Annotated in this window: 18 protein-coding genes, 2 tRNA genes and 1 other RNA gene; 20 read left to right on the top strand and 1 reads right to left on the bottom strand. The window is 42.4% G+C overall.

Translation table 11 applies throughout. The features are described 5' to 3' along the window. Positions 1 to 172: 172 nt before the first annotated feature. The 5 genes from rarD to D1151_RS07890 are packed head-to-tail and all read left to right on the top strand — an operon-like array spanning position 173 to position 5,182. A complete protein-coding gene (gene rarD / locus D1151_RS07910) occupies positions 173 to 1,066 on the top strand; it encodes an EamA family transporter RarD (protein WP_161908529.1) in 894 nt (297 codons plus the stop codon). A gap of 3 nt (positions 1,067 to 1,069) precedes the next feature. Continuing rightward, positions 1,070 to 2,167: a hypothetical protein gene (locus tag D1151_RS07905; protein ID WP_161908528.1), complete on the top strand. Its 1,098-nt coding sequence runs from the start codon at positions 1,070 to 1,072 to the stop codon at positions 2,165 to 2,167. After that, positions 2,142 to 3,086: an MBL fold metallo-hydrolase gene (locus D1151_RS07900; protein WP_161908527.1), complete on the top strand. Its 945-nt coding sequence runs from the start codon at positions 2,142 to 2,144 to the stop codon at positions 3,084 to 3,086. The genes D1151_RS07905 and D1151_RS07900 overlap by 26 nt, the downstream gene beginning before the upstream one ends. A 16-nt stretch (positions 3,087 to 3,102) precedes the next feature. Then, positions 3,103 to 4,275, top strand: coding sequence for a M20 family metallopeptidase (locus tag D1151_RS07895; RefSeq protein ID WP_161908526.1), 1,173 nt, complete (start codon positions 3,103 to 3,105; stop codon positions 4,273 to 4,275). Between the two features lies 1 nt (position 4,276). Beyond that, a complete protein-coding gene (locus D1151_RS07890; protein WP_161908525.1) occupies positions 4,277 to 5,182 on the top strand; it encodes a S9 family peptidase in 906 nt (301 codons plus the stop codon). 12 nt (positions 5,183 to 5,194) lie between these two features. On the opposite strand, the gene ssrS is transcribed toward D1151_RS07890, so the two are convergent. After that, positions 5,195 to 5,373: non-coding RNA, 6S RNA (gene ssrS, locus D1151_RS07885), on the bottom strand. A gap of 154 nt (positions 5,374 to 5,527) precedes the next feature. Between ssrS and D1151_RS07880 the strand changes: the two genes are divergently transcribed. The 15 genes from D1151_RS07880 to aspS all read left to right on the top strand — a co-directional run bounded on the left by D1151_RS07880 (position 5,528) and on the right by aspS (position 23,160). Beyond that, positions 5,528 to 6,049: a hypothetical protein gene (locus D1151_RS07880; RefSeq protein WP_161908524.1), complete on the top strand. Its 522-nt coding sequence runs from the start codon at positions 5,528 to 5,530 to the stop codon at positions 6,047 to 6,049. Between the two features lie 61 nt (positions 6,050 to 6,110). After that, positions 6,111 to 6,434 carry a hypothetical protein gene (locus D1151_RS07875; RefSeq protein WP_161908523.1) on the top strand — a complete coding sequence of 108 codons (324 nt, stop codon included), beginning with the start codon at positions 6,111 to 6,113 and terminating at the stop codon, positions 6,432 to 6,434. Positions 6,435 to 6,630: 196 nt separating this feature from the next. Continuing rightward, positions 6,631 to 7,419 carry a formate/nitrite transporter family protein gene (locus D1151_RS07870; protein WP_161908522.1) on the top strand — a complete coding sequence of 263 codons (789 nt, stop codon included), beginning with the start codon at positions 6,631 to 6,633 and terminating at the stop codon, positions 7,417 to 7,419. 126 nt (positions 7,420 to 7,545) lie between these two features. After that, on the top strand, positions 7,546 to 10,215 hold the full coding sequence (polA, locus tag D1151_RS07865) for a DNA polymerase I (protein WP_161908521.1): 2,670 nt from the start codon (positions 7,546 to 7,548) through the stop codon (positions 10,213 to 10,215). A gap of 9 nt (positions 10,216 to 10,224) precedes the next feature. Further along, positions 10,225 to 10,827, top strand: coding sequence for a dephospho-CoA kinase (coaE, locus tag D1151_RS07860; protein ID WP_160202636.1), 603 nt, complete (start codon positions 10,225 to 10,227; stop codon positions 10,825 to 10,827). Continuing rightward, on the top strand, positions 10,811 to 12,448 hold the full coding sequence (locus D1151_RS07855; protein ID WP_161908520.1) for an ABC transporter substrate-binding protein: 1,638 nt from the start codon (positions 10,811 to 10,813) through the stop codon (positions 12,446 to 12,448). Before coaE ends, D1151_RS07855 begins: the two co-directional genes overlap by 17 nt. A 77-nt stretch (positions 12,449 to 12,525) precedes the next feature. Continuing rightward, positions 12,526 to 12,607, top strand: a tRNA-Leu gene (locus tag D1151_RS07850). Positions 12,608 to 12,704: 97 nt separating this feature from the next. After that, a tRNA-Leu gene (locus D1151_RS07845) sits at positions 12,705 to 12,791 on the top strand. A 37-nt stretch (positions 12,792 to 12,828) separates the two neighbouring features. Next, positions 12,829 to 13,224 (top strand): preprotein translocase subunit YajC, encoded by a 396-nt coding sequence (gene yajC, locus D1151_RS07840; RefSeq protein WP_160202634.1) that lies wholly within the window; start codon positions 12,829 to 12,831, stop codon positions 13,222 to 13,224. 299 nt (positions 13,225 to 13,523) lie between these two features. Continuing rightward, positions 13,524 to 15,773: a protein translocase subunit SecF gene (gene secF, locus D1151_RS07835; protein ID WP_161908519.1), complete on the top strand. Its 2,250-nt coding sequence runs from the start codon at positions 13,524 to 13,526 to the stop codon at positions 15,771 to 15,773. Positions 15,774 to 15,821: 48 nt separating this feature from the next. Then, positions 15,822 to 18,020, top strand: a complete 2,199-nt coding sequence (locus D1151_RS07830) for a bifunctional (p)ppGpp synthetase/guanosine-3',5'-bis(diphosphate) 3'-pyrophosphohydrolase (protein WP_161908518.1) — start codon at positions 15,822 to 15,824, stop codon at positions 18,018 to 18,020. 111 nt (positions 18,021 to 18,131) lie between these two features. After that, entirely contained in the window at positions 18,132 to 18,752 is a 621-nt protein-coding gene (locus tag D1151_RS07825) for an MBL fold metallo-hydrolase (protein ID WP_161908517.1), read from the top strand. Next, positions 18,742 to 20,139 carry a coproporphyrinogen dehydrogenase HemZ gene (gene hemZ, locus D1151_RS07820; RefSeq protein WP_161908516.1) on the top strand — a complete coding sequence of 466 codons (1,398 nt, stop codon included), beginning with the start codon at positions 18,742 to 18,744 and terminating at the stop codon, positions 20,137 to 20,139. Before D1151_RS07825 ends, hemZ begins: the two co-directional genes overlap by 11 nt. Continuing rightward, positions 20,127 to 21,380, top strand: a complete 1,254-nt coding sequence (gene hisS / locus D1151_RS07815; protein ID WP_160202630.1) for a histidine--tRNA ligase — start codon at positions 20,127 to 20,129, stop codon at positions 21,378 to 21,380. The genes hemZ and hisS overlap by 13 nt, the downstream gene beginning before the upstream one ends. A gap of 16 nt (positions 21,381 to 21,396) precedes the next feature. Continuing rightward, complete coding sequence (gene aspS / locus D1151_RS07810; protein WP_161908515.1) at positions 21,397 to 23,160, top strand: aspartate--tRNA ligase; 1,764 nt, start codon at positions 21,397 to 21,399, stop codon at positions 23,158 to 23,160.

The raw sequence follows: 23,160 nt of genomic DNA, 5'->3' as shown, positions 1-23,160 counted from the left end.
ATTAAAGTGGCTTTCTCCTAAAGATACTTTATTTAATTTTTTGCATGACGGTGTAACATATGTTTGACAAACCTTCATCCGCCATATGTAGCATTAGAACAAACTCTTGAAAATTCAACGATTCGATGATAAAATATTATGTTAGATTATAGAAAGAATGCAAGGAGAATTTATGGACAAGAGGAACTATAGAATCGGCTTAACCAGCGCTATCGGCTGCGCCATTGTTTGGGGACTTCTTCCCATTTACTGGAACAGTCTGAAACCTATTCCATCAGGGGTGATTATTTTTTACAGAATTGTACTGATGGCGGTGGTATGCTTTATTGCATGTGCATTTCAGTATGGGCCAAAGAATGTGTTTAAACCCATGTTTGAGAGTAAAAAAAGTTTGTTGACTTATATTATAGCGGGCATTATTATCACGATTAACTGGAGCATCTATATCTGGGCAGTTAATGCAGGGCAGGTCATTCAGACCAGCATGGGATATTTTTTGGAACCGCTGGTGGTTTGCCTTTTTGGTGTGGTGATTTATAAAGAGAAGATTAACAATTGGAAGAAAATATCGGTATGTCTTGCTGTCTGCGGGCTTTTGGTCATGATTATTGGATATAAGCAGGTGCCTCTGATTGCAGTAGGTCTGGGCCTTTCCTTTGCGATTTATGCAGCAATTAAAAAGAGCGTCAGCGCTGCTCCGCTGCAGTCGCTCCTTTATGAGACGATTTTTCTGGCACCGGTTGCGCTGGGCTTTGTCTGCTACTATGAGAATGCAGGAGTCGGCGCGCTGACAGCAGGAAGCGGCAAGTTTATCCTGCTAATGTTTGCAGGAATTGCAACGGCAGTTCCTCTGGCACTGTTTTCCTTTGCGGCAAGTAAGCTGCCGCTGATTACAGTGGGGCTGACCGAGTACATATCTCCATCCATTTCATTGATTTTAGGAATTTTCCTCTTCAAAGAGCCATTTGATACAATTCAGTTTAGTGCGTTTGCTATCATCTGGATTGGACTGATTTTCTTTACCTATGGTGAAATCAGCGATAACAAAAATAAAGCGGAGGAATAGATTATGGAAGATAAAAAGCTAAATCTTTTTAATGTGGCTGCTCTTTATGTAGGAACCATCATGGGCGCAGGCTTTGCGTCAGGGCGAGAAGGCTGGCAGTTTTTCGGTGTGTTTGGTGCAAAGGGATACATCGGAATAACCATTGCAGGAATTCTGTTTATGGGGATTGGTATGATGGTGGCATACATCGCTCGTTCGCTGGATACTGCGGATATGGGGCGTATTATCGTGTTTTCAGATAATCCGAAGCTGACAGGTGCTGTAGGTTATTTCATGGCGGCGATTTTATATACTATTATCGTGTCCATGTCGGCAGCCGGCGGTTCTTTCCTTGCACAGCAGTTTGGCATTCATCAGGCAGTGGGTGGTATCATTATCGTCATCATGGTAATATTTACCGTACTGGGAAGTTTTGAAAGAGTATCTAAAATCTTCAAATACACTGCGCCGGTGCTCTTTGCCATTGATATCGTGCTGTGCATTACAGTGATTTTATCAGATATAGAGCAGAGCGGCGCGACGGGTGGATTTCCGGTCAGTGCTATGGCGCCTAACTGGTTTTTGGCGGCATTTCTGTTTATTTCATATAATATGCTAGGCATGATTCCAATTGTGGCGTCTTCTTCTGTTAACGCCAAAGATAAGAAGAGCGGCGTTCTTGGAGCTGGTGCTGGCGGTTTCATGCTGGCGCTTTTGACTGTGCTTCTGATTACGGCACTTCGCAAGGATATGGCGTTCACGCAGAATATGGATTTGCCAATGCTGGCATACTCTGCCAGACTGCATCCGGCAGCTAACATTGCATTCGGTGCAGTGTTGTTTCTTGCAATTTATTCTGCAGCAACCAGTACATATTATGGTTTTTCAACTAAGATTAAGGAAACCCCTGCAAAAAAATACATTCTCATTGGCGGCGCTTTTATTGGCTTTGGCTGCGGTCTCAGCGGATTTAAAACCATCGTTGCGTACCTTTATCCAATAGAAGGCTATATTGGATTTTTAATTATCCTGATGATCTGCATAAATTTCATCAAGGTTTACATAGAAAATCACAGAAAGAAGGGAATTTCAAGTGATGGAGATACTGAAAAAGAAGAGTGATCAGATTGTGGAATTTCCCGGTCATGACAGATTTAATTATCCGGAAAATATTGTACGTGTGACATCCGGTCATGGCGGTGAAAGCCTTCTGATTTTTGGGCCTCAAAAAACAGTTCTATATGACTGTGGTATGGCATACTGCCACGAGGGGCTTATCACGAATATTGAGGAGGCGCTTTTAGCACGAGGCAGAGAAACTGTGGATTATGTACTGGTGTCTCATTCTCATTATGACCATATCGGTGCGCTCCCTTATATTATAAAAAGGTGGATGGAGGTAACGGTTTGCGGCGCAGCAAAGGCAAAGTCGGTCTTTGAAAGCGATGGTGCAAAAAAGACGATGCTTCGCCTTGGAAATGCTGCCAGAGATGTCTTTGCGCCGGGTACAGAATCGGTGCTGGTTGAGCCTTTGCGCATTGATAGGATTCTTTGCGAAGGAGATAAAATCGACCTCGGAGATGACGAATATTTCTACGTACTGGAAACAAAGGGACATACAGACTGTTCCTTGACCTATGTGCTGGAACCCCAAGGCTTGATGTTCGCTTCTGAAAGCACAGGCGTTTTCATCAATCCGGACAACATGCATACGGCTATTTTAAAAAGCTATGAGGATACCATAGAAGCAGCGAAAAAGTGTGAAAAATACGAACCGAAACAAGTGATTTCACCTCACTATGGTATCACGCCGGACTTCTTTGCAAAGGATTATTTTTCCATGTATATTGCTTCTGCAGAGAGCGAGAGAGATTTTATCCTTTATTGGGCAGATCAGGGTTTTTCAAAAGAACAGATTATGGATAAATTTGAAGCACAATTTTGGAGTGAAGATAGAGGAAAAGAACAGCCGAAGTCGGCATTTTTTGAAAACGCCAAATATACAATCAAACATATATTAACAGTGTTCAGAGGAATCTGAAAGGAAGGAGAGCGAGATGAATTACATCGAACTAAAAGAAAGAATCTTCAAGGCAATAGAAGCGTATTATGCAGAACTTGTACATTTAAACGATGATATTGCTGATCATCCAGAGGTTTCCGGAGAGGAATATGAGACTTCCTGCAAAATTGTAGAACTTTTGCGGTCTCATGGCTATGAAACGGAGTATCCATTTTCTGGGCTGCCTACAGCGTTTAAGGGGATTTACGGTGCCAACAATCATAAGTATAAGATTGCTATTTTGACAGAATATGACGCACTGCCAGAAATTGGTCATGCATGCGGGCACTGTTTAAGTGGCTCAATCAGCGTTTTAGCTGCACTTGCAGCTAAAGATTTACAGGATGAGCTGAATGCAGATATTCATGTGATTGGAACACCAATTGAAGAGACTGACGGTGCGAAATGCGCCATGGCAGAGAGAGGTGCTTTTGACGGTTATGATATGGCAATCATGGTACATCTATATAATGGGAATCTGCTGGCTCCGAAACTGCAGTGTCTTGCCTCTTATCTGTATGAATTCCACGGCACAGCGGCACATGCTTCGGCGGCTCCCTGGGAGGGCAGAAATGCGTTCAATGCGGCACAGCTGATGTTTCATGCTGTAGATATGTTGAGACAGCATGTAAAGCCGGATGCACAGTTTCATGGAATCATTAGAAATGGAGGAGAAGCCCCGAATATTGTACCGGAAAAGGTATCTGCTGAGTTTTATATTCGGGCGCTGGATAAAAAGTATCTTCAGAAATTAATTGACCAGGTGGATTTATGTGCGGAAGGTGCAGCAATAGCCACACAGACAGCTTGGTGCAAAACTCCAACGGCTGCTACTTATGACAATATGAAAGCAAATTCAACAGGTATCGCAGCATTGGCAGAAATCTATCAGGAGCTTGGACTTGAACTGAATGGAGACAGTGAAAAAATATTTGGTTCTTCCGATGCAGGTAATGTCAGCTATGTTTGTCCGGGATTCCATCCTTGTCTGCAGGTAACTGAACCTAATGTGCCAATTCACACAAGAGGGTTTGCTGAAGCTATGAAGACAGACAGGGCTCATCAGGCACTCCGTGATGGAGCAAAAATTATTGCACTGCAGATTGCAAAGATATTCAGTGATGAAGAAAAAATAAAGGCTATGAAGGAAGATTTCGATAGAAACTAAGATGATGAAACAGAAAGTAACAATCCTGCTTCTAATGCTTTTTTTAACAGGCTCTCTATGGGCTTTGACAGGCTGTGAGTCTAAGAATCAGGGCATTTGTACTCTTGACGTGATGATTAAAAATGAGGAAGAAACTTACACTAAGGCGCAGATTGTCATACCGGAAAACTGGGAGGAGGAGAAACTGCCGCTGGTATTTTTGAGCCACGGTTTTCATGGCAATATGAACAGCGCCGGTGGAAAGTATCTGGCACAGCACCTTGCTGAAAATGGTATTGCGACGATTCGTATGGACTTTGGTCACTATGAAAAAGCGGATACTGAGACAGAGCAGACGAATCAGTATACGGTGGACACTATGGTCGCAGATCAGGTGCTCTGCACCGATTATATGGTAGCGCATTATAACGTCGACCCGGACAGAATTGGTATCTTTGGAAGAAGTCTGGGTGGCAGAGCAGCGATGTACTGTGGAAATGAACATGCAGGCGGATATGCTTACAAGGCAATGGTGCTGGTTGCGCCGGCAGGAAACGGAGACTCCTTTCAGCGTTATATGGGCGGCGCAAAGAACTGGGAGAAGTTCAAAAGAGAAGCGAGGGAGAAAGGCAGCGTGACTCATCAGAAAGTGATACTGACACCGGAGTTTTTTCGCTCTATTGAAGATTACGTGCCATCGGAAAGCGGATATAAATTTCAAGCGCCGGTTTTAGTTATCTATAATACAGAGGATTATGTGGTGCTGCCAGAGGTATCGCTGGAATGTGCCAGATCATATGAAGATGTGAAAACTATTGAAATCACATCGGCAAAAAGCCCTCATGGTTATGAAATGGGCTTTGAGAAATCAGAAATTAAGGATATGCTCTTTGATGAGATTACGAAGTTTTATCTGGAAAATCTGTGATTTTAGAAAAAGAAAAAACCCAGAAAGCTCCGTCAGGATATAATTGACGCCCTATCTATTGATAGGTGGGTATCCTGCCGGGGCTTTTGTCTTCCACTCTATGGAGGCTTGACATTGGCTCCCTGGACCCGGATTCCCATTGCGAAAGTGTAGGTTCAATTATGAATCCTTAACGCGAGTTCTAGGCTACTATTATTATACCGCATTTTCCTTTCGATATCACTATAAAATTTTGCCAGGCGGTGTTCTTTTTTCTGAACTTATCATTGTGAAGTTATTATAATTAGATTGACATTCAGAATTAAATGCGATATGATTAAAATAATTAAATGATTTACAAATTTTATGAATATAAAGAAAGGAGCGAAAAATGAAAAAACAATTAAAAGAGTAATGCCATTATTATTAATTTTGGTACTTGGCGCAAGTAACAGTATTTATGCAGAAACCAAAGAAGTTACTTCGGATGGTATCACTTCGGAAACAATTGTTGAAGGACTTAGTGTATTTAGTGGGGAAGCCGATGATATAATGGTGGGAAGGCATTATACCGAAAAAGTAGAGATAGAGAAAGACAGACGGTCAAATGAGTATGTTTACCCCGCAGGTCAAAATAGTACGAATGCTACAAAGCGAGCTTTTTGCTATTCGGAGAAACATTATATTGTTTATCAAAGAAGAGTTGGTAATTCACCATATAAACGCAAATTGTATGATGAATATCATACTACTTGGAAGGGACAATGGAGAAAAAAGATTGACAATAGTTATTCAGAATGGTTTGATCATCCTGATTATCCTAAACAAAGTGAAGTTTCACGGGAGAGATCTCCACTTTTGACTATTCTAAGTATAATGGGCGCCTAATAACATTTAAAACTTTCCTGTGCATGACAAGTAGATAATATAGGAAAAAAGGGGGATTATGATGAGTATTTTTATATTCTTAGTGATGATAATTGTAATTTCTTTAACAGTACTTCGTTACTATTTAACAAAAAATAGCGAAGAACAAAGGGGAGAAGAGGAGCCATCTCTTAAGGAACTGATGCTAATGGGCGTTTCTGCACCATCTGAACAGAAAGTGGTAGCAACAACCAAGAACTCTAAAAAGTCATTTTGGGAAAAGGTTTACTCAGGAGAAGGTCCTCAGCCTAAATATATGCGTCATATAGCCAAGCAGGAAAGACTTAGATGTATAGAGGCAGCAAAATTAGCAGAAAGTAAGGAAAAGAAAGAAAAAAATATATAGGTATTCATCTGCAGTGGATTAAAAGGGAATATTAGTTTTTAAACTCATAGAAATATTTTCTTATACTATGGAAAAGTAGAGAGGAAACTCGCTACTTTTCTTTTTTGTTTCTTTTTTTGAACCTGTAAAGTTATTGACTATTGAGTAAAAGTTGCTATAATTATAAAGTCTATAGATAATGAAAGAAGGAAGTTTTATGTCACAGAAAAATCCACAGCAAATTTTAGAAGCGACGATTGATTCTGCCGTAAAGAAGACTGGCTATTCAGTGAAACAGCTGATACTTTTAGGTCTTATGGCAGGTTTTTTTATTGCAATCGCAGGTGCAGGTGCAAATATGGCTGCTTATCGTTTTTTGGCTGATCCGCTTACCAACGGACTTGGAAAAATGATTTCTGGTGTAATTTTCCCGGCGGGACTGATGATGGTAGTCTTTGCAGGGGCGGAGCTTTTTACTGGTAATAACCTTATGCTGGCAGCTGTTTTGGACAGAAAGATTTCTGCAGGCGCCATGTTGAAAAACTGGGTGATTGTTTACCTTGCTAATCTGATTGGCTCTATGGTGGTGGCATGGATGGTTGCTTATTCAGGACTTCTCGGAACAGGTGACGACATGCTTACAGATGTGACCATTTCTATCGCATCTTCAAAAATGGCACTGCCTTTTGGACAGGCCTTTGTGAGAGGAATTTTATGTAATTTTCTGGTATGTATTGCGGTCTGGATGGGAAACGGCGCTGATTCCACTGTAGGTAAAATCTTTTCACTGTTCTTTCCAATCTGGCTTTTCGTTACAGCAGGGTTTGAACACAGCGTCGCCAATATGTTCTTCATCCCGGCAGGGATTTTTGCAGGAGGCGCACAGGTAGGTATTACGTGGAGCGGGTTCTTTGTAAATAACCTGATTCCAGTGACACTTGGAAATATTTTAGGGGGCAGCGTCTTTGTCTCAGGTATTTATTATCTAGCGCTGAAGAAAAAATAGACTATTACATAATTTGGAAACTCCGTTAGAATTTGCGGAGTTTTTTCTTTCACAAAACCCTTGCTTGTAAAAAAGCACATTCTGCATTATACTAAAAAGGAATACAGAAACGAAAAGGAAAGACATATGGGAAACAGAATTGTCATTATTGACGGAAACAGTTTAATAAACAGGGCGTATTATGCGATGCAGCGCCCGATGATTACAAAAGAAGGAATTTATACCCAAGGAATTTATGGGTTTATCAATATGCTGACGAAAATCCAGGGTGACTATGCTCCGGATTATATGGCCGTGGCATGGGATATGAAAGCGCCGACCTTCAGACATCAGGAGTATAGTGAGTATAAGGCAGGACGAAAGAAAATGCCGCCAGAGCTTGCAATGGAACTTCCTCTGATGAAAGATATTTTGACCGCAATGGGTATTACCAATCTGGAAACCCGCGGCTTTGAAGCGGATGATATTATTGGAACTATTGCTAGAATCGGGGAAGAGGAAGGTTTGGCTCCGCTGATTATCACAGGCGATAAGGATGCGCTGCAGCTTGCAACTGATGTAACGCAGGTTTTAATTACCAAAAAAGGGATTTCCGAATTTGAACTTTATGACAGAGAGAAGATGATCGAACGTTATCAGCTGACACCAGAGCAGTTTATCGACCTGAAAGGTCTGATGGGTGATCAGTCTGACAATATACCGGGCATTCCGGGTGTTGGAGAGAAGACCGGCATTAAGCTTCTGACACAGTTTGGCAGTATAGCAAACTTACTTGCAAATACGGAGGAAATTGCAAATGTAAAGCTTAGGGCAAAAGTGGAAGAGCATGCACAGCTTGCCGCTATGAGCAGAAGACTTGCGACTATTAACAAATACGTGCCAATTGATATTGATTTGGAATCCATGAAAACAAAAGAGCCGGATTATACTGCCCTGATTAACCTCTATGTAAAACTGGAATTCAATAGTTTTTTGAAAAAACTGCATATCAAGGAGACTGCTGATATCACCTCCGATTTTACCGAAGATGAGGCAGATTATACTAGAATTACCGTACAGTCGCTAGCGGATATGCAGCTGCTTGATGAAGTGACAGCTGGAAGCGAAGCAATTCTAAAAATCTTTAGCGACAACAATCACGTGGAAAAACCAATCATTTATGGCGCAGGGTTTATATGCGACAAGAAATATTATTACGTAAACTTATCGGATGACCGATTCCTGACAGCCTTCTTACAGTTTCTGCAGAAAAAAAAGCTGCGTTTTGTAGGACATGATTTAATCCGGGATTATTATGTTTTGATGTGGAATGGTTTTTACGATGTAGTGACCGCTTTCGACACAGCTGTTGCCCAATATGTCATCGATCCGACTAAGTCCAACTATGATTTAAAAACTTTAGTCTTTGAGATTCTTCATTATGAAATGGAAGACGAGAAGTCCTTTATGGAGCAGGGCGGACAGATTGATCTTCTTGGAAACAGCGACGAAAGCTATGCAGATTATGGCTTTAAGTGGTGTCTTTCTGTTAAACAACTGAGAAAGAGTCAGCAAAGTCAGCTTGAAAAGGAAAGTCTGATACAGGTTTATGAAAAAGTAGAACTGCCGCTTGTGGAAGTTCTTGCCGCTATGGAAGCGGAGGGTTTTACTGTAAGCAAAGAAACTTTGGAAACCTTTGGAAAGCAGTTGACCTGTGAGATTGAAAAAATTGAAAATCAGATTTATGCCTTAGCAGGTACCAAATTTAACATTAAATCGCCGGTGCAGCTTGGGGAAATTCTGTTTGAAAAGCTTGAATTGCCAGCAGGAAAAAAGAGCAAACGAGGCTACAGCACCAGCGCTGATGTGCTTGAAAAAATTAGAGATTTACATCCCATTGTGGATATGGTGCTGGAATATCGGACTCTTACCAAGCTGAACAGCACCTATGTAGAAGGACTGAAACCATTGATTGGCACAGATGGCAAGATTCGGGCTCATTTTCAGCAGACAGTGACGGCGACAGGGCGTATCAGCTGCACAGAACCAAACCTGCAGAATATTCCAATTAGACAGGAACTGGGCAGAAAGCTTCGCAAGGCTTTTGTGCCTGAAAGTGAGAACTATACTCTAGTCGGTGCAGATTATTCTCAGATTGAACTTCGAATTTTGGCGCATCTTTCGGGTGATGAAAACCTGATTGCTGCATTTAACAACGGAGATGATATTCATCGGAATACAGCCGCCAGAGTATTTGGCTTGACCTACGATGAAGTAACGCCTCTTGACAGAAGCCGTGCCAAGGCAGTAAATTTTGGCGTAATCTACGGTATGAGTGGGTTCGGTCTTTCTGAGGAACTGCGGATTTCCAGAAAAGAGGCAGAAAACTATATCAGGGATTACTTTGATAAGCATCTTGCTGTAAAAGCTTATATGGACGGTCAGATTGAAAGCTGCAAAGAAAAAGGTTATACTGAGACCCTAATGGGGCGCAAACGTTATATTCATGAGATTAATTCTTCGGCTTTTATGGCTCGTCAGCTGGGAGAGCGTCTTGCCATGAACAGCCCGATTCAGGGAAGTGCAGCAGATATCATTAAGCTGGCTATGATTAAGGTCTACGGCGAATTAAAGGAACGCAATATGTCATCCAAACTGATTTTGCAGGTTCATGACGAATTGATTATCAAAACTGCAAAGGACGAAATGGAGCAGGTGAAAGAACTCCTGGTTCGCAACATGGAACATGCTATGGATTTGAAGGTAAAGCTGGAAAGTGATTTGAATCAGGGCGATACCTGGTACGATTTAAAGTAGGGGAACGCAATGAAAGTAATAGGTCTTACAGGTGGAATCGGTGCGGGGAAATCCACGGTGTCTGATTATTTGCTGGACAAGGGATTTACCGTCATTGACGCAGATAAAATTGCTCGCTCTATGACAGAGAAAGGCAGCGAAACTTTGCAGGCGCTTACTGAAGCATTTGGAGAAGATATTCTTTTTACAGACGGTTGCCTTGACCGAAAAAAGCTTGCTGCTATAGTGTTTTCCGACGAGAAAAAAAGGCTTGTTTTGGAAGAATTGACTACTAAAAAGGTGGTACAGATTATAGAGGAGAAGATTACTGGACTGCAGGAAGAAGGCTATGAAGCGCCTGTTTTTATAGATGCACCTCTGCTCTTTGAGTCCGGTGCGGACAAACTGTGTGATGCGGTCTGGCTGGTGGATGCAAGCATAGATATTAGGATACGCAGAGTGATGGCTCGTGATGACGTTACTTCTGAGGAAGTGAAGCGACGCATTCTAAATCAGATGAGCAGTAGCGAAAAAATTGCTCGTTCTACAGATATTATAGATAATTCAAAGGGAAAGGAAGCGCTCTATGAGCAGGTAGAGCGATTGTTAGAGAGATATGCTGAAACAAAATAAAGGGAATAGGAATTACAGAGTATTTGATTTTCTTCACAGACACATTATTATTATCATAATAGCTGTGGTAGTTCTCGCAGGAGGATTGTCCACCATCGCCATCGTGCGCGGCGATGTCAGTCCCTCGGAGGAAGAGCAGGAAACGGTCACTTATGAAACGATGGACAAAATTTATCTTGCTATGGACAGGGTAGAAACTTTAAATCCGCTGGTATCTGGCGACAGTGATGTGTATTATATCAGCCAGCTGTTATTCAGCAGTCTGTTTTATTTAGATGACAAACTGGGTGTAAAGTCTCAGGTGGTGGAAAGCTATAATACCAATGCGCAGGCTGGCAGCGTGTCACTGGAGCTTAGAAAAGACGTAAAATTCAGTGACGGTTCTTCGTTGACTGCCAATGACGTACGAGCAACTATAAACACAATTTTGCGTATTGGTTCTGACGGACCTTATTATGAGTACGTTTCTAAAATTGATTCGGTACAGATTTCTGATACATATGCGATGACTGTCCACTTTGAGGACCCAGCCGATGCAGCGCTGGATAATTTGGTATTTCCAATTATTTCCGCTACGAATTACGATGCAGACAGCGATAGAGTTGTGGGAAGCGGTCCCTATGCGATTAGCAGCTATGACAACACGAAGTGTTTGAATTTAAATCCTAACAAGTACTATTTTGGTGAGAAGCCGGAAAACAAACTGCGTTTTAAAGTGCTGCCGGACAAGTCCAAAACCTCGGGTCTTATGACGATGGAAGCGGTAACTGCCTATGTGAGCAGAGACCAGGACGCTGACGCTGATGCTGAAGATAAGGATTTGAATACGGAGAAGATTAGTTCAAGTGAACTTGAGTATTTGGGTTTCAATTTTAAGAATAAAGTGCTGGCAAAGAAAGAAGTCAGACAGGCTATCGCAAAAGCAATCGATGTGGAAAGTTTGATTCATGACAACTACGGAGGCTGTGGCATTTCTTCGGATTCAATCTATTTTCCGGGCTTTTTAGGTACTGAGAATAAGGGAGATACCTATGCCCAGGATTTAAAGGGCGCTTCGGATTTACTTGCTGCGGCAGGCTACCGTGATGTCAACGAAGATGGACTTTTGGAAGATGGAGAAGGAAAAAAGGTCTCTATGACCATTTTAGTCAATGCCAATGATGGAAATCGTAAAGATACCGCAGAGAGCATTGCCGTCTCATTAAGGGAAATCGGCATTGATGTGAAGATAAAAAGTCTCGGCTGGCAGAGTTATAAAACAGCAGTCAAAGAAGGAGCGTTTGACCTGTATCTGGGCGGCTATAAATTCGATAAGAAGTTTGATTTGAGGCAACTGTTTAGCAGCGGGAATGCAATCGGCTACAAAAACACCACAGTACAGTCCTATGTCAACCAGATGGAAACCTGCCTAAGCAGAAAGAAGCAGAAAGGGATTTATGAGAAACTGAAACCAGTTCTTGCTGATGAGCTGCCGTACTACTGCCTGTGCTACAAGACTTATGCGTTTATTACAGTACCTAGATTCACCGGAGAGGAACTGCCGACTTTCTTTGACATTTACAGAGGCTGTGAAAGCTGGAGCTGGGAACGAACCATGGTGACTGAGAACGAGGAGAAATAAAAAGATAAAATAAATGCTTTACTTTTTGTGCTGTATGGTATATAATCTTTTTTGCGGTTGTGATTTAACCGCATCCTGCGGCAGTGGCGGAATGGCAGACGCGCACGGTTGAGGGCCGTGTGGGAAACCGTGCTGGTTCGAGTCCAGTTTGCCGCACCATATGAGAACTGCTGATTGTCAGCGATGATAGTCAGCAGTTCTTCTTTCAAGGAAGTATTGACGATGAACAGTCGTTATGCTAAAATATAACCAATGTGCCGGCGTGATGGAATTGGCAGACGTGCGGGATTCAAAATCCCGTGGTGGCAACACCGTATGGGTTCGACCCCCATCGCCGGCACCAATAGAAAATCCGAATTGGAGATATGTAGGAGGAACATATGAGTAACGGTGGTGGCAACGCATTTGCAATGCAGTTAATAATCCTGGTAGTTTTTATCGGTGCGATGTATTTCTTACTGATTAGACCGCAGAAGAAGAAAGAGAAAACCATACAGCAGATGAGAAACACGCTGCAGGTTGGAGATGAAATTATCACAATTGGTGGTATCTGCGGCAAGATTGTAAAGACCAAAGAAGATTCCATCGTAATTCAGGTTGGTGCTGATAAGGTTAAGTTTGAGATGATGAGATGGTCTGTTTCATCAGTTGTAAGCTCCAGTAAGAGTGCAGGTAAGTCTGCAGTTGCAGAAGACGAAGAAGAAAAGAAGGTTAAGCCTAAACGTCTGAGAAAAGCTGCTGATGTAGAAGAGCAAATTCCTGAAGATGAGAAATAAGATGGCTCTATAAGTTCATATGTATGATTAGATTAAGACTCCCTACAGTTAGGGAGTCTTTTAGCATATGTGGGGCAGGACGACTTCGTCAACTCGTTTTTCTAAACTGTAAAAAGTTTTGTCTTTAGAAAACGAATACAGAATTTTGGAAAACAGCTATCCTTTGAAGATTTGATGTTTGCCTCATAAATTAAGAATTACCCCTTGCCCAAGCTCTGAAAACGTAGTACAATAAAGAGTAAAATAAAATGCCGGTATTATGGGCAAATTTTGACTATATAGAAGGTGAGAAGAAGAAAATGAATTCAAAACTAAGAAAAATTTTAGCTAGTTTAGTCATCATTGCGCTTCTTATTGGATGGTATATTTCCATCTTTGGGATTGGTTCGATAAATTCCATTAAGGACGTAATGAAGTTTGGGCTGGATATCAACGGCGGTGTCTATGTTGTTCTTGAAGCCGATGCAGAAGATATACAGGGACTTTCAGACAGTGATTTATCGCAGGTGATGGAGCAGACCAGAGCTGTTCTGAATAATCGAGTCAACGCAATGGGTATTTCCGAAGCGACTGTATCCATTGAAGGAAACGACAGACTTAGAGTAGAGATGCCTGGAGTGGAAGACGCACAGCAGGCAATCGATCAGATTGGTAAGACTGCGCAGCTTCGTTTCCTGCTTGCAGACGGCACGGAGGTACTCAGCGGCGATGAGGTAAAGAATGCTAACATCGACACTGATACAGAGAACGGCGGATATAAAATCGTTTTGGAGTTTACAAACGAAGGCTCTAAGAAGTTTGAGGAAGCGACCAGAAAAACTTCCGCAAACGAAATAACACCAAATCAGGAATTTTCTGATTTAGGAATCGGCGGACAGGCTATTATCATCATGCTGGATGATGAGATTGTAACTTCTCCAAATGCACAGACGGTTATCACCAGTACAACTTGCGAAATTACAAGTAACGGTGGTTATACGCAGGAGGATGCATCCAATACGGCAGCACTGATTCGAGGCGGTGCACTGCCTATTTCCTTAAACGAAGTAACATCTTCTGTACAGACTGCAACTATCGGTGTGAATGCACTAAACAAGAGTATTGTGGCAGGTGCTGTAGGGCTTGGACTGGTATTCCTGTTAATGCTGATCATGTACAATATCTTAGGTCTGGTTGCAGACATCGCGTTGCTGCTTTATGTACTGATTGTACTTTGGATTATGGCTGGTCTTGGAAGCGTGCTGACTCTGCCTGGCATTGCAGGTATTATTCTGTCCATCGGTATGGCAGTTGACGCAAATGTCATCATCTTTGCCAGAATTAAAGAAGAGATTGCAGCAGGAAAGACTATTAGAGTAGCCGTTTCTCAGGGCTTTAAGAATGCGCTTACTACAGTCCTTGACGCACAGATTACAACTCTGATTGCTTCTGTGGTGCTTTATGAAATTGGTTCTACAGCAGTAAAAGGCTTCGCACTGACTCTGATGATTGGTATCATCGTAAGTATCTTTACAGCCGTTGTAGTAACCCAGCTTCTCATCGGTCTGGTTGCTGACAGCAAAGCCTTTGCAAAGAACAAGTTCTTTGGCGTAAACGAAGACGGCACAGAGAAGAAACTCTTAAAGAAAGAATTCAACTTTATTAAAAATAGAAAGATTTTCTATGGAATCAGCGCAGTGATTATTATTGCAGGTCTGATATTCTCTGTAGCAAGAGGATTCAACTATGGTATTGACTTCACAGGCGGTACTATGATTCAGCTTGATATGGGCAAAAAAGTTGCAACTGAAGAAGTACAGGACGCACTTGCTGAATATAATCTGGAAGACGTATCCATTGTGCTTAGCGGAGACAATCAGGAGCAGATTATCATTAAGACAACCAATGCTCTTGACAACGACGCAAGAGGCGAGGTAATTAAGACTTTAGAAAGCAAATTTGGTGTAACCGATAAAGATGTGCTGGCTTCTGAAGAGTTTGGCCCAACAGTTGGAAAAGAACTGAAGACCAATGCAGTGAAGTCCGTGCTGATTGCAGCAATCGGCATGCTGATTTATATTATTTTCCGATTCAGATCCTGGAAATATGGTGTTGCTTCTATCGCGGGCATTGCTCACGATGTTCTGATGGTGCTTGCATTCTATGCAATCTTCAATGTAACTATTAACAATCCGTTTATCGCAGGTATTCTGACTGTAGTAGGTTACTCCATCAACGATACCATCGTTGTGTTTGACAGAATCAGAGAGAATAAGAAACTTTACAAGAAGGATAACAATCAGGTGGTAATTGACCGCAGCATCAATCAGACTTTGAACAGATCAGTCATGACATCACTGACTACTCTGATTTGCATGGTACCGCTGTTTTTGATGGTATCGACGTCTATCAGAGAATTTGTAATTCCGCTTATGGTCGGCGTTTTGGTAGGTACTTATTCCTCCATCTTCCTGTGCAGCCCGCTGTTCTATGAATTCAGCAAGAATGAAGAAAAATCCAAGTATATGATTGCAGCACAGGCAAGCGAAAAGAAGAAAAATAAGAAATAAATTAACCAAAATTAGATTAAACTGATTGCAGGAGCAGAATAGACATTAATGGAAACAAAAGCAAAATTTTTAGAAGAAATTACCAGTATCAATAAAAATTATGACACCGATTTAATAGGGCGAGCCTTTGATACGGCTCGCACCTTGCACGATGGTCAGCTTCGTAAGAGCGGAGAGCCGTATCTGATTCATCCTATTGCTGTCGCCAAGTTATTGGCGCAGCTTGGTATGGACGAGGAAACCATCGTCGGTGGGCTTTTGCATGATGTCGTTGAAGACACAGAATATACCAGAGAGCAGCTCGTATGTGACTACAGTGAAGAGATTGCTCTCTTGGTAGATGGTGTCACTAAACTGGGAAGCATAAAATTTGACAGTAAAGAAGAGGCGCAGGCGGAAAATCTCAGAAAGATGTTTCTCGCCATGTCCAAGGATATTCGCGTACTGATTATCAAGCTTGCAGACCGTTTGCACAATATGCGGACACTGCAGTTTATGCGTCCTGAGAAAAAAATTGAAAAATCCAGAGAGACTCTTGATATTTATGCGCCTCTAGCAAGTCGTCTCGGTATTTATACTGTGAAATTTGAGCTGGAAGATTTGGCGCTTTCCTATCTTCACCCGGAAGAAGTAGGAAAGCTGGAGTCTGAAGTTACTGAGAAAAAAGAGCAGAGAGAACAATTTATCAATACAGTAATAGAGGAAATTAAAGAAGCACTGGACCAGATGAACATGCACTATGATATTTCTGGACGTTCCAAACATCTTTACAGCGTATATAAAAAAATGGTACTGCAGCACAAGCAGCTGGATGAAATCTTTGACCTGACTGCAGTTCGCGTTATTGTAGAAAATGTCAGGGATTGCTACGCTGTTTTAGGTCAGGTGCACACCATGTGGAAACCTATTCCGGGTAGATTCAAAGATTATATTGCCATGCCGAAACCGAACATGTATCAGTCGCTTCATACAACGGTACTGGGCGATAACGGTGAACCGTTTGAAATTCAAATCAGAACTTACGAAATGCACAGAGTTGCGGAATATGGTATTGCTGCTCATTGGAAGTACAAAGAGGGAAATACGAAAGGCGACCAAAATCATGAGGAAATGAAGCTGGCATGGGTGAGACAGACGTTGGAATGGCAAAGTGAACTGAATGATCCAAAGGAGTTTATGGAAACTCTTAAAATGGATCTTTTTTCCAGTCAGGTTTTTGTATTTACGCCAAAAGGAGAGGTCATCGACCTGCCGGCAGGTTCTACGCCGCTGGACTTTGCATTTAAAATTCATACAGCAGTTGGCTGTAAATGTGTTGGCGCAAAAGTAAACGGAAAAATGGTCACCATCGACCATACCTTGAATAACGGAGATATCGTTGAAATTGTCACTTCTTCGAATTCAAGCGGTCCAAGTATAGATTGGTTAAAAATTGCCAAGAGTTCTACTGCTAGAACAAAAATCAGGCAGTGGCTTAAGAAAGAAAGTAAACCGGATGACGTCTCAAGAGGAAAAGACGCACTGGATAAATATATTAGAAAGAAGGGCTTTGATCCACAGCTTGTGGGTAAAGCAAGCTATCTGACAAAAGCGACCAAAGAGATGAATATCGCAACCCAAGATGAAGCTTATATGCAAATCAGTAAAGGCGGTACCATCTTAAGTAAATACGCAAATCTTCTGTTCAGCTATTTTAATGAGGATAAGAAGCTTGAGCAGAAGAGAGAAGAAAAGCAGAAAAAAATGCTGGAAAATGACGCTAAGAAGGAAAAAATGCAGCGTTACCAGCGAGAAAATCCCGGCATTATTGTCAAGGGAGCTGATAATTTGATGATTCGAGTTTCCCGGTGTTGTAATCCTGTTCCGGGGGATGATATTGTCGGATTCATCACAAAAGGCAGAGGCATTTCTGTTCACCGCAAGGACTGCTCCAATATCACTTCGCTTCCAGAAGGAGAGAAAGCAAGATTTATTGAAGTAGAATGGGAAGACCTGAAGGTCGGAAAATCCTATAATGCGGACATTTGTATTGCGGCAGGCGAGAGAAAGGGAATTTTTTCGGATATTTCCAGAGCCTGTGAAGATATGGACGTGAACATTTCCGGAGTCAATGCAAAGAGCGGAAAGGACGGCGTAGTCAATATCACTCTGACCCTGTCCATTGCCAGTACGCAGCAAATGCAGAGAGTATTGCGGACTCTGAGAAATGTCCAGAGTGTCACTAACGTTTATAGAGCAAGGAGTTAATGGACTTGCTCCAATTTACAAAGTAAATTGATGAGAAGTCCTTATGCTGTTGCACCCCGAGAGCGCAGCGATTGGCTAGGTGCAAGTCGTATAAGAAAGAGGAAAGAATATATGAACATTCTTAAGTTTATTACCTGTCCGATTCAGGTAAACACCTATTTGGCTTATGATGAAACAAAGGAAGGTTTTATTGTGGATCCAGGCGGCTACAGCCCGCTGCTGACCCAAAAAGCAAAGGAAGAGAATATTGAAGTAGCATACATCATTTTGACCCATGGTCACGCTGACCACATTGGTGGTGTCGATGACTTTTTAAAGGATTTTCCGAGTGCAAAAGTGGTTGCATATGAAGCAGAGAGAGAAATGCTGATGGATTCTAACTTGAACGTTTCTCTGGAAATCTGTGGAAAACCGGTCATCGTTGATGCGGATATCTATGTGAAAGACCGAGAAAATCTAACGGTGGGAAACACTGCTCTTACCTTTATCCATACGCCGGGACACACCAAAGGCGGTATGTCCATCATTACAGATGGGGCAGTATTCAGCGGTGATACGCTGTTTCGCCAGTCCATAGGCAGAACTGATTTTTATGGTGGAGATTTTGGAGAAATCATCAATTCTATCAAGGAAAGGCTTTTCGTGCTGCCGGACAACACCATGGTATATCCGGGTCATATGAGCGAAACTACGATTGGTTACGAAAAGGAGCACAATCCTTTTGTTAGATAAGATAAAGATTCAGATTTTTCATTTTGAAAAAAAATATTTATTAGAAGAAATGATCAAGATATTTCTTCGTCCTGACCAGTATGTTCTGGTTTCAGAGGATTATGTACAGCAAGATGGAGAAACGTTTCTTGTCTTTAATAAAGAAAATTTTTCTGATAAGAATCAGATTAAAAGACAGATTTACGATCAGCTATCTGCGCTGACCGGAGTATATCCCCAGTGGGGGATTTTGACTGGAATCAGACCGGTAAAGCTTACTGGGGAAATCTACGAAAAAGTCGGCAGTGAAAATGCTGTGCTTCAAATCCTTATGAGCGAGTATTATTTAACAGAAGAAAAGGCGAAACTGCTGATTGAGATGTATTTCCATCAGCAGAGGACATGCGGTAAAGCTGTACCGAAGTCTGCAGGCGTTTATATCGGCATTCCATTCTGTCCGACCAGATGTGTCTATTGTTCCTTTGCGTCCAATCAGGTAGCAGACAGTGAAATCGCCAGATATTTTGAGGCGCTTTTAAAGGAAATTGCCTATGTAGGAAGACGAATGCAGGAGTGCGGTATGATGGCGGAAACCATCTATGTGGGCGGCGGCACACCGACTACGCTGAGCGCAGAGCAGCTTAGGATTTTACTGCAGAGGGTAAAACAAAATTTCGATTTGATGGCGCTTAGGGAATTGACTGTAGAAGCAGGACGACCAGACACTATTACGGCAGAGAAGTTGATGGTACTGAAAGAGGCAGGGGTAGATCGAATTAGCATCAACCCGCAGTCTATGCATGAAAAGACGCTGGAACGCATCGGAAGGAATCATAAGCCGGAAGATATCATCAGCGCCTTTGAAATGGCGAAGAAACACGGATTTAGCAGTATTAATGCAGATCTAATCGCAGGACTTCCGGATGAATCTGAGGAAGATTTTGCTAGATCTCTGAAAGAAATTATCGCGCTTGGGCCTGACAATATTACGGTGCACTGTCTTGCGGTAAAGCGGGCGTCCCGCCTTGTGGACATTGACAAGGATTTCCACTATAAACAAGCTGATCTTGTTTCTGAGCAGCTTTCTGAAAGCAGACGAATCCTTAAGGACGCAGGCTATATACCGTATTACCTGTACAGGCAGAAGCATATGGCTGGCGCTTTTGAAAATACCGGATACTGCAAAAAAGATAAAGATTGCATTTATAATGTGCGTATTATGGACGAACATCAGACGATTATTGCCCTTGGAGCAGGAGGAATCACCAAGGTTTACTACCCGGAGGAAAACCGTCTGGAACGAGTGCCCAATGTAACCAACTATCAGGAATACATAGCGCGTATTGATGAAATGCTGGATAGAAAAGAGAAAAATTTATTTATGGAGGTAGAAAAATGGCAATCATAGCACCAAAAGGAACGAAAGATACGTTGCCTGCACAGGTGTACAAGTGGCAGTACGTTGAGAAAAAATTCTCCGAATTCTGCGATAAATACGGCTTCAAGGAAATCAGAACGCCGGCATTTGAACACACCGAGCTGTTTAAAAGAGGTGTTGGAGACACAACCGATATCGTACAGAAAGAAATGTACACCTTCGACGACTATGCAAAGAGAAGCATTACTTTAAAACCGGAAGGAACTTCACCGGTGGCGAGAGCTTTTATTGAACACAAGCATTATGCGGAAGTGCAGCCGACCAAATACTATTATATTACACCGTGTTTCCGCTATGAAAAACCGCAGTCTGGAAGACTTAGGGCATTTCATCAGTTTGGTATCGAAATTTTCGGAACCACCAACATGCTGGCTGATGCAGAGGTTATCTGCCTTGGTTATGATTTCCTACACGACATGGGAATTAAGGACATCAAACTGAAAATTAACAGTGTGGGTTGTCCTTCCTGCAGACAGAAACATAGGGAGGCTCTGAAAAAATTCTTGGAGCCGGTTTATGACCAGCTTTGCAATACCTGCAAAGACAGATATGAGAGAAATCCGATGAGAATTTTGGATTGTAAATCGGAAATCTGTCAAGAATTAGTAAAAGATGCACCGGATATGATCGATTACCTTTGCGATGACTGCAAAACGGCATTCACTGATGTACAGAAGAACCTGGACGCTATGGGCATTGAATATATTGTGGATCCGAGAATCGTAAGAGGGCTGGATTACTATACCAAGACAGCTTTTGAGTTTGTAACAGATAGTAACGGAACACAAGGAACCGTATGCGGAGGGGGCAGGTACGACCACCTCATCGAAGAAATTGGCGGACCTCCGATTCCTGGCGTTGGTTTTGGACTGGGTATTGAGCGTCTTTTGATGCTGATGGAGGAAAATGGTGTTGAAATTCCACAGCCGGAGCCGCTAAAAGCCTTTATCGCTGTCATGGGCGAGGATGCAAAGGCATTCGGTCTCAAACTTCTTCGCCAGCTTAGAAACAAAGGTGTGAAAGCTGAGATGGATACTCTTGCAAGAAACATCAAGGGGCAGTTTAAATATGCCGATAGACTGGGCGCACAGTACACCGTAGTCATCGGCGATAACGAACTTGCTGAAGGCGTTGTTTCTGTAAAGGAAATGGCAACCTCCCAGCAGAGAGAAGTAAAATTAGAAGATCTGACAGAAGAATTAGCAAAATAGGAGAGATAAGAAATACATGGCAGAATTATTAAAGAGAACCCATTATTGCGGCGATTTACACATTGCAAATGTAGATGAAGAAGTCGTGCTTAACGGTTGGGTTGCGAAACAGAGAAGTCTGGGCGGATTAATCTTTGCTGACCTTAGAGATAAGACCGGCATTGTGCAGATTACTTTCGACGATACGATTTCCGAGGATGTTTTTAAAAGAGCAGAATCATTGCGCAGTGAGTATGTCATCGGTGTGAGAGGCATTGTAAAGGAGCGAAGCTCGAAAAACCCTAATATTCCGACTGGTGAAATCGAAGTATTTGCAAAGGAACTTCTGGTTTATAATGAATCAGAAACACCGCCAATTTACATCAAAGACGATGACAATGTAGACGATAACCTTCGTTTAAAATACAGATATTTGGATTTGCGCAAGCTGAAAATGCAAGAGAACATCAGATTCAGACATAAACTTGCCAAGCTGACCCGGGATTATTTTGACGAAAACGGATTTACCGAAATCGAAACACCGATTTTAATCAAATCCACACCGGAAGGTGCCAGAGACTATCTGGTTCCGAGCCGCGTTAACGAAGGCAGATTCTATGCGCTGCCCCAGTCGCCGCAGCTTTTCAAGCAGCTTCTCATGGTCAGCGGCTGTGATCGCTATATTCAGATTGCAAAGTGCTTCAGAGATGAGGACCTGCGTGCAGACAGACAGCCTGAATTTACGCAGATTGACATGGAAATGTCCTTTGTAGATCAAGATGATGTGATTGCTATGCAGGAAGGCTTCTTAAAGAGAGTGTTTAAGGAGCTGCTCGATGTAGAAATCGCTGTGCCGTTTCCTAGAATCCCTTTCGATGAAGCTATGGAGCGTTACGGCAGCGACAAACCTGACACCAGATTTGGATTTGAACTAAAGTCTTTAAATGATGTGGTTGCCGGTACAGAGTTTAAAGTCTTTGCTGATGCGCTTGCCGCAGGCGGCGATGTCAGAGGTATCTGCATCGATAACGCTTCCGACAAGTTCAGCAGAAAGGATATCGACAAGCTTACAGAGCAGGCTAAACATTACGGTGCAAAGGGTCTGGTATGGCTGAGAGTAGAAGAAAACGAATATAAATCTTCCGTAAATAAATTCTTTACGCAGGAACAGCTTGCTGAGATTGCAAAGGTCTTTGACGCAAAGGTGAATGATCTGATTCTCATCGCCGCTGACAGAGCAAAAGTCGTATTTGACACTTTGGGATTCCTGAGAAGACATATTGCAGGCATTCTGGGACTCTTAGACGACAAGCAGTTCAATTTGCTGTGGGTAACGGATTTTCCGATGTTTGAAAAGGATGACGAAACAGGTGAACTGAAAGCAATGCACCATCCGTTTACACATCCGAGAACAGAAGACATTCCGCTTCTCGATACAGCGCCGGAAAAGGTTAAAGCGATCGCTTATGACATCGTAATGAACGGTGTAGAAGTAGGCGGCGGCAGCATCAGAATCCATGAAAAGGATTTACAGGCGAAGATGTTTAAGGCATTGAGACTGACAGAGGAGGAATGCCAGGAAAAATTTGGTTTTCTTCTGGAAGCTTTCAAATATGGCGCACCGCCGCACGGAGGTCTTGCTTACGGTCTTGATAGACTGGTTATGCTTCTTCTTGGCGAGCACAGCATCAGAGAAGTCATTGCATTTCCGAAGAACCAGAATGCACAGTGCATGGTCTGCGAAGCGCCGGGCGTTGTAGAAGAAGAACAGCTGACTGAACTAGGAATCAACTTGAGGTAA

This window comes from Emergencia sp. 1XD21-10 (assembly GCF_009936045.1).
GTDB lineage: Bacteria > Bacillota > Clostridia > Peptostreptococcales > Anaerovoracaceae > Senimuribacter > Senimuribacter intestinalis.
The sequence above is the reverse complement of the archived record's forward strand: the minus strand, read 5'-3'. Positions and strand labels throughout refer to the sequence as shown.

Bases quoted from the DNA above. Each gene is read 5' to 3' on its own strand.
- D1151_RS07880 (WP_161908524.1), top strand. From the start codon at position 5,528: ATGAATATAAAGAAAGGAGCGAAAAATGAAAAAACAATTAAAAGAGTA.
- rarD (WP_161908529.1), top strand. From the start codon at position 173: ATGGACAAGAGGAACTATAGAATCGGCTTAACCAGCGCTATCGGCTGC.
- D1151_RS07905 (WP_161908528.1), top strand. From the start codon at position 1,070: ATGGAAGATAAAAAGCTAAATCTTTTTAATGTGGCTGCTCTTTATGTA.
- D1151_RS07875 (WP_161908523.1), top strand. From the start codon at position 6,111: ATGAGTATTTTTATATTCTTAGTGATGATAATTGTAATTTCTTTAACA.
- D1151_RS07855 (WP_161908520.1), top strand. From the start codon at position 10,811: ATGCTGAAACAAAATAAAGGGAATAGGAATTACAGAGTATTTGATTTT.
- D1151_RS07830 (WP_161908518.1), top strand. From the start codon at position 15,822: ATGGAAACAAAAGCAAAATTTTTAGAAGAAATTACCAGTATCAATAAA.
- D1151_RS07870 (WP_161908522.1), top strand. From the start codon at position 6,631: ATGTCACAGAAAAATCCACAGCAAATTTTAGAAGCGACGATTGATTCT.
- aspS (WP_161908515.1), top strand. From the start codon at position 21,397: ATGGCAGAATTATTAAAGAGAACCCATTATTGCGGCGATTTACACATT.
- D1151_RS07895 (WP_161908526.1), top strand. From the start codon at position 3,103: ATGAATTACATCGAACTAAAAGAAAGAATCTTCAAGGCAATAGAAGCG.
- secF (WP_161908519.1), top strand. From the start codon at position 13,524: ATGAATTCAAAACTAAGAAAAATTTTAGCTAGTTTAGTCATCATTGCG.
- D1151_RS07825 (WP_161908517.1), top strand. From the start codon at position 18,132: ATGAACATTCTTAAGTTTATTACCTGTCCGATTCAGGTAAACACCTAT.
- hisS (WP_160202630.1), top strand. From the start codon at position 20,127: ATGGCAATCATAGCACCAAAAGGAACGAAAGATACGTTGCCTGCACAG.
- D1151_RS07890 (WP_161908525.1), top strand. From the start codon at position 4,277: ATGATGAAACAGAAAGTAACAATCCTGCTTCTAATGCTTTTTTTAACA.
- coaE (WP_160202636.1), top strand. From the start codon at position 10,225: ATGAAAGTAATAGGTCTTACAGGTGGAATCGGTGCGGGGAAATCCACG.
- D1151_RS07900 (WP_161908527.1), top strand. From the start codon at position 2,142: ATGGAGATACTGAAAAAGAAGAGTGATCAGATTGTGGAATTTCCCGGT.
- yajC (WP_160202634.1), top strand. From the start codon at position 12,829: ATGAGTAACGGTGGTGGCAACGCATTTGCAATGCAGTTAATAATCCTG.
- polA (WP_161908521.1), top strand. From the start codon at position 7,546: ATGGGAAACAGAATTGTCATTATTGACGGAAACAGTTTAATAAACAGG.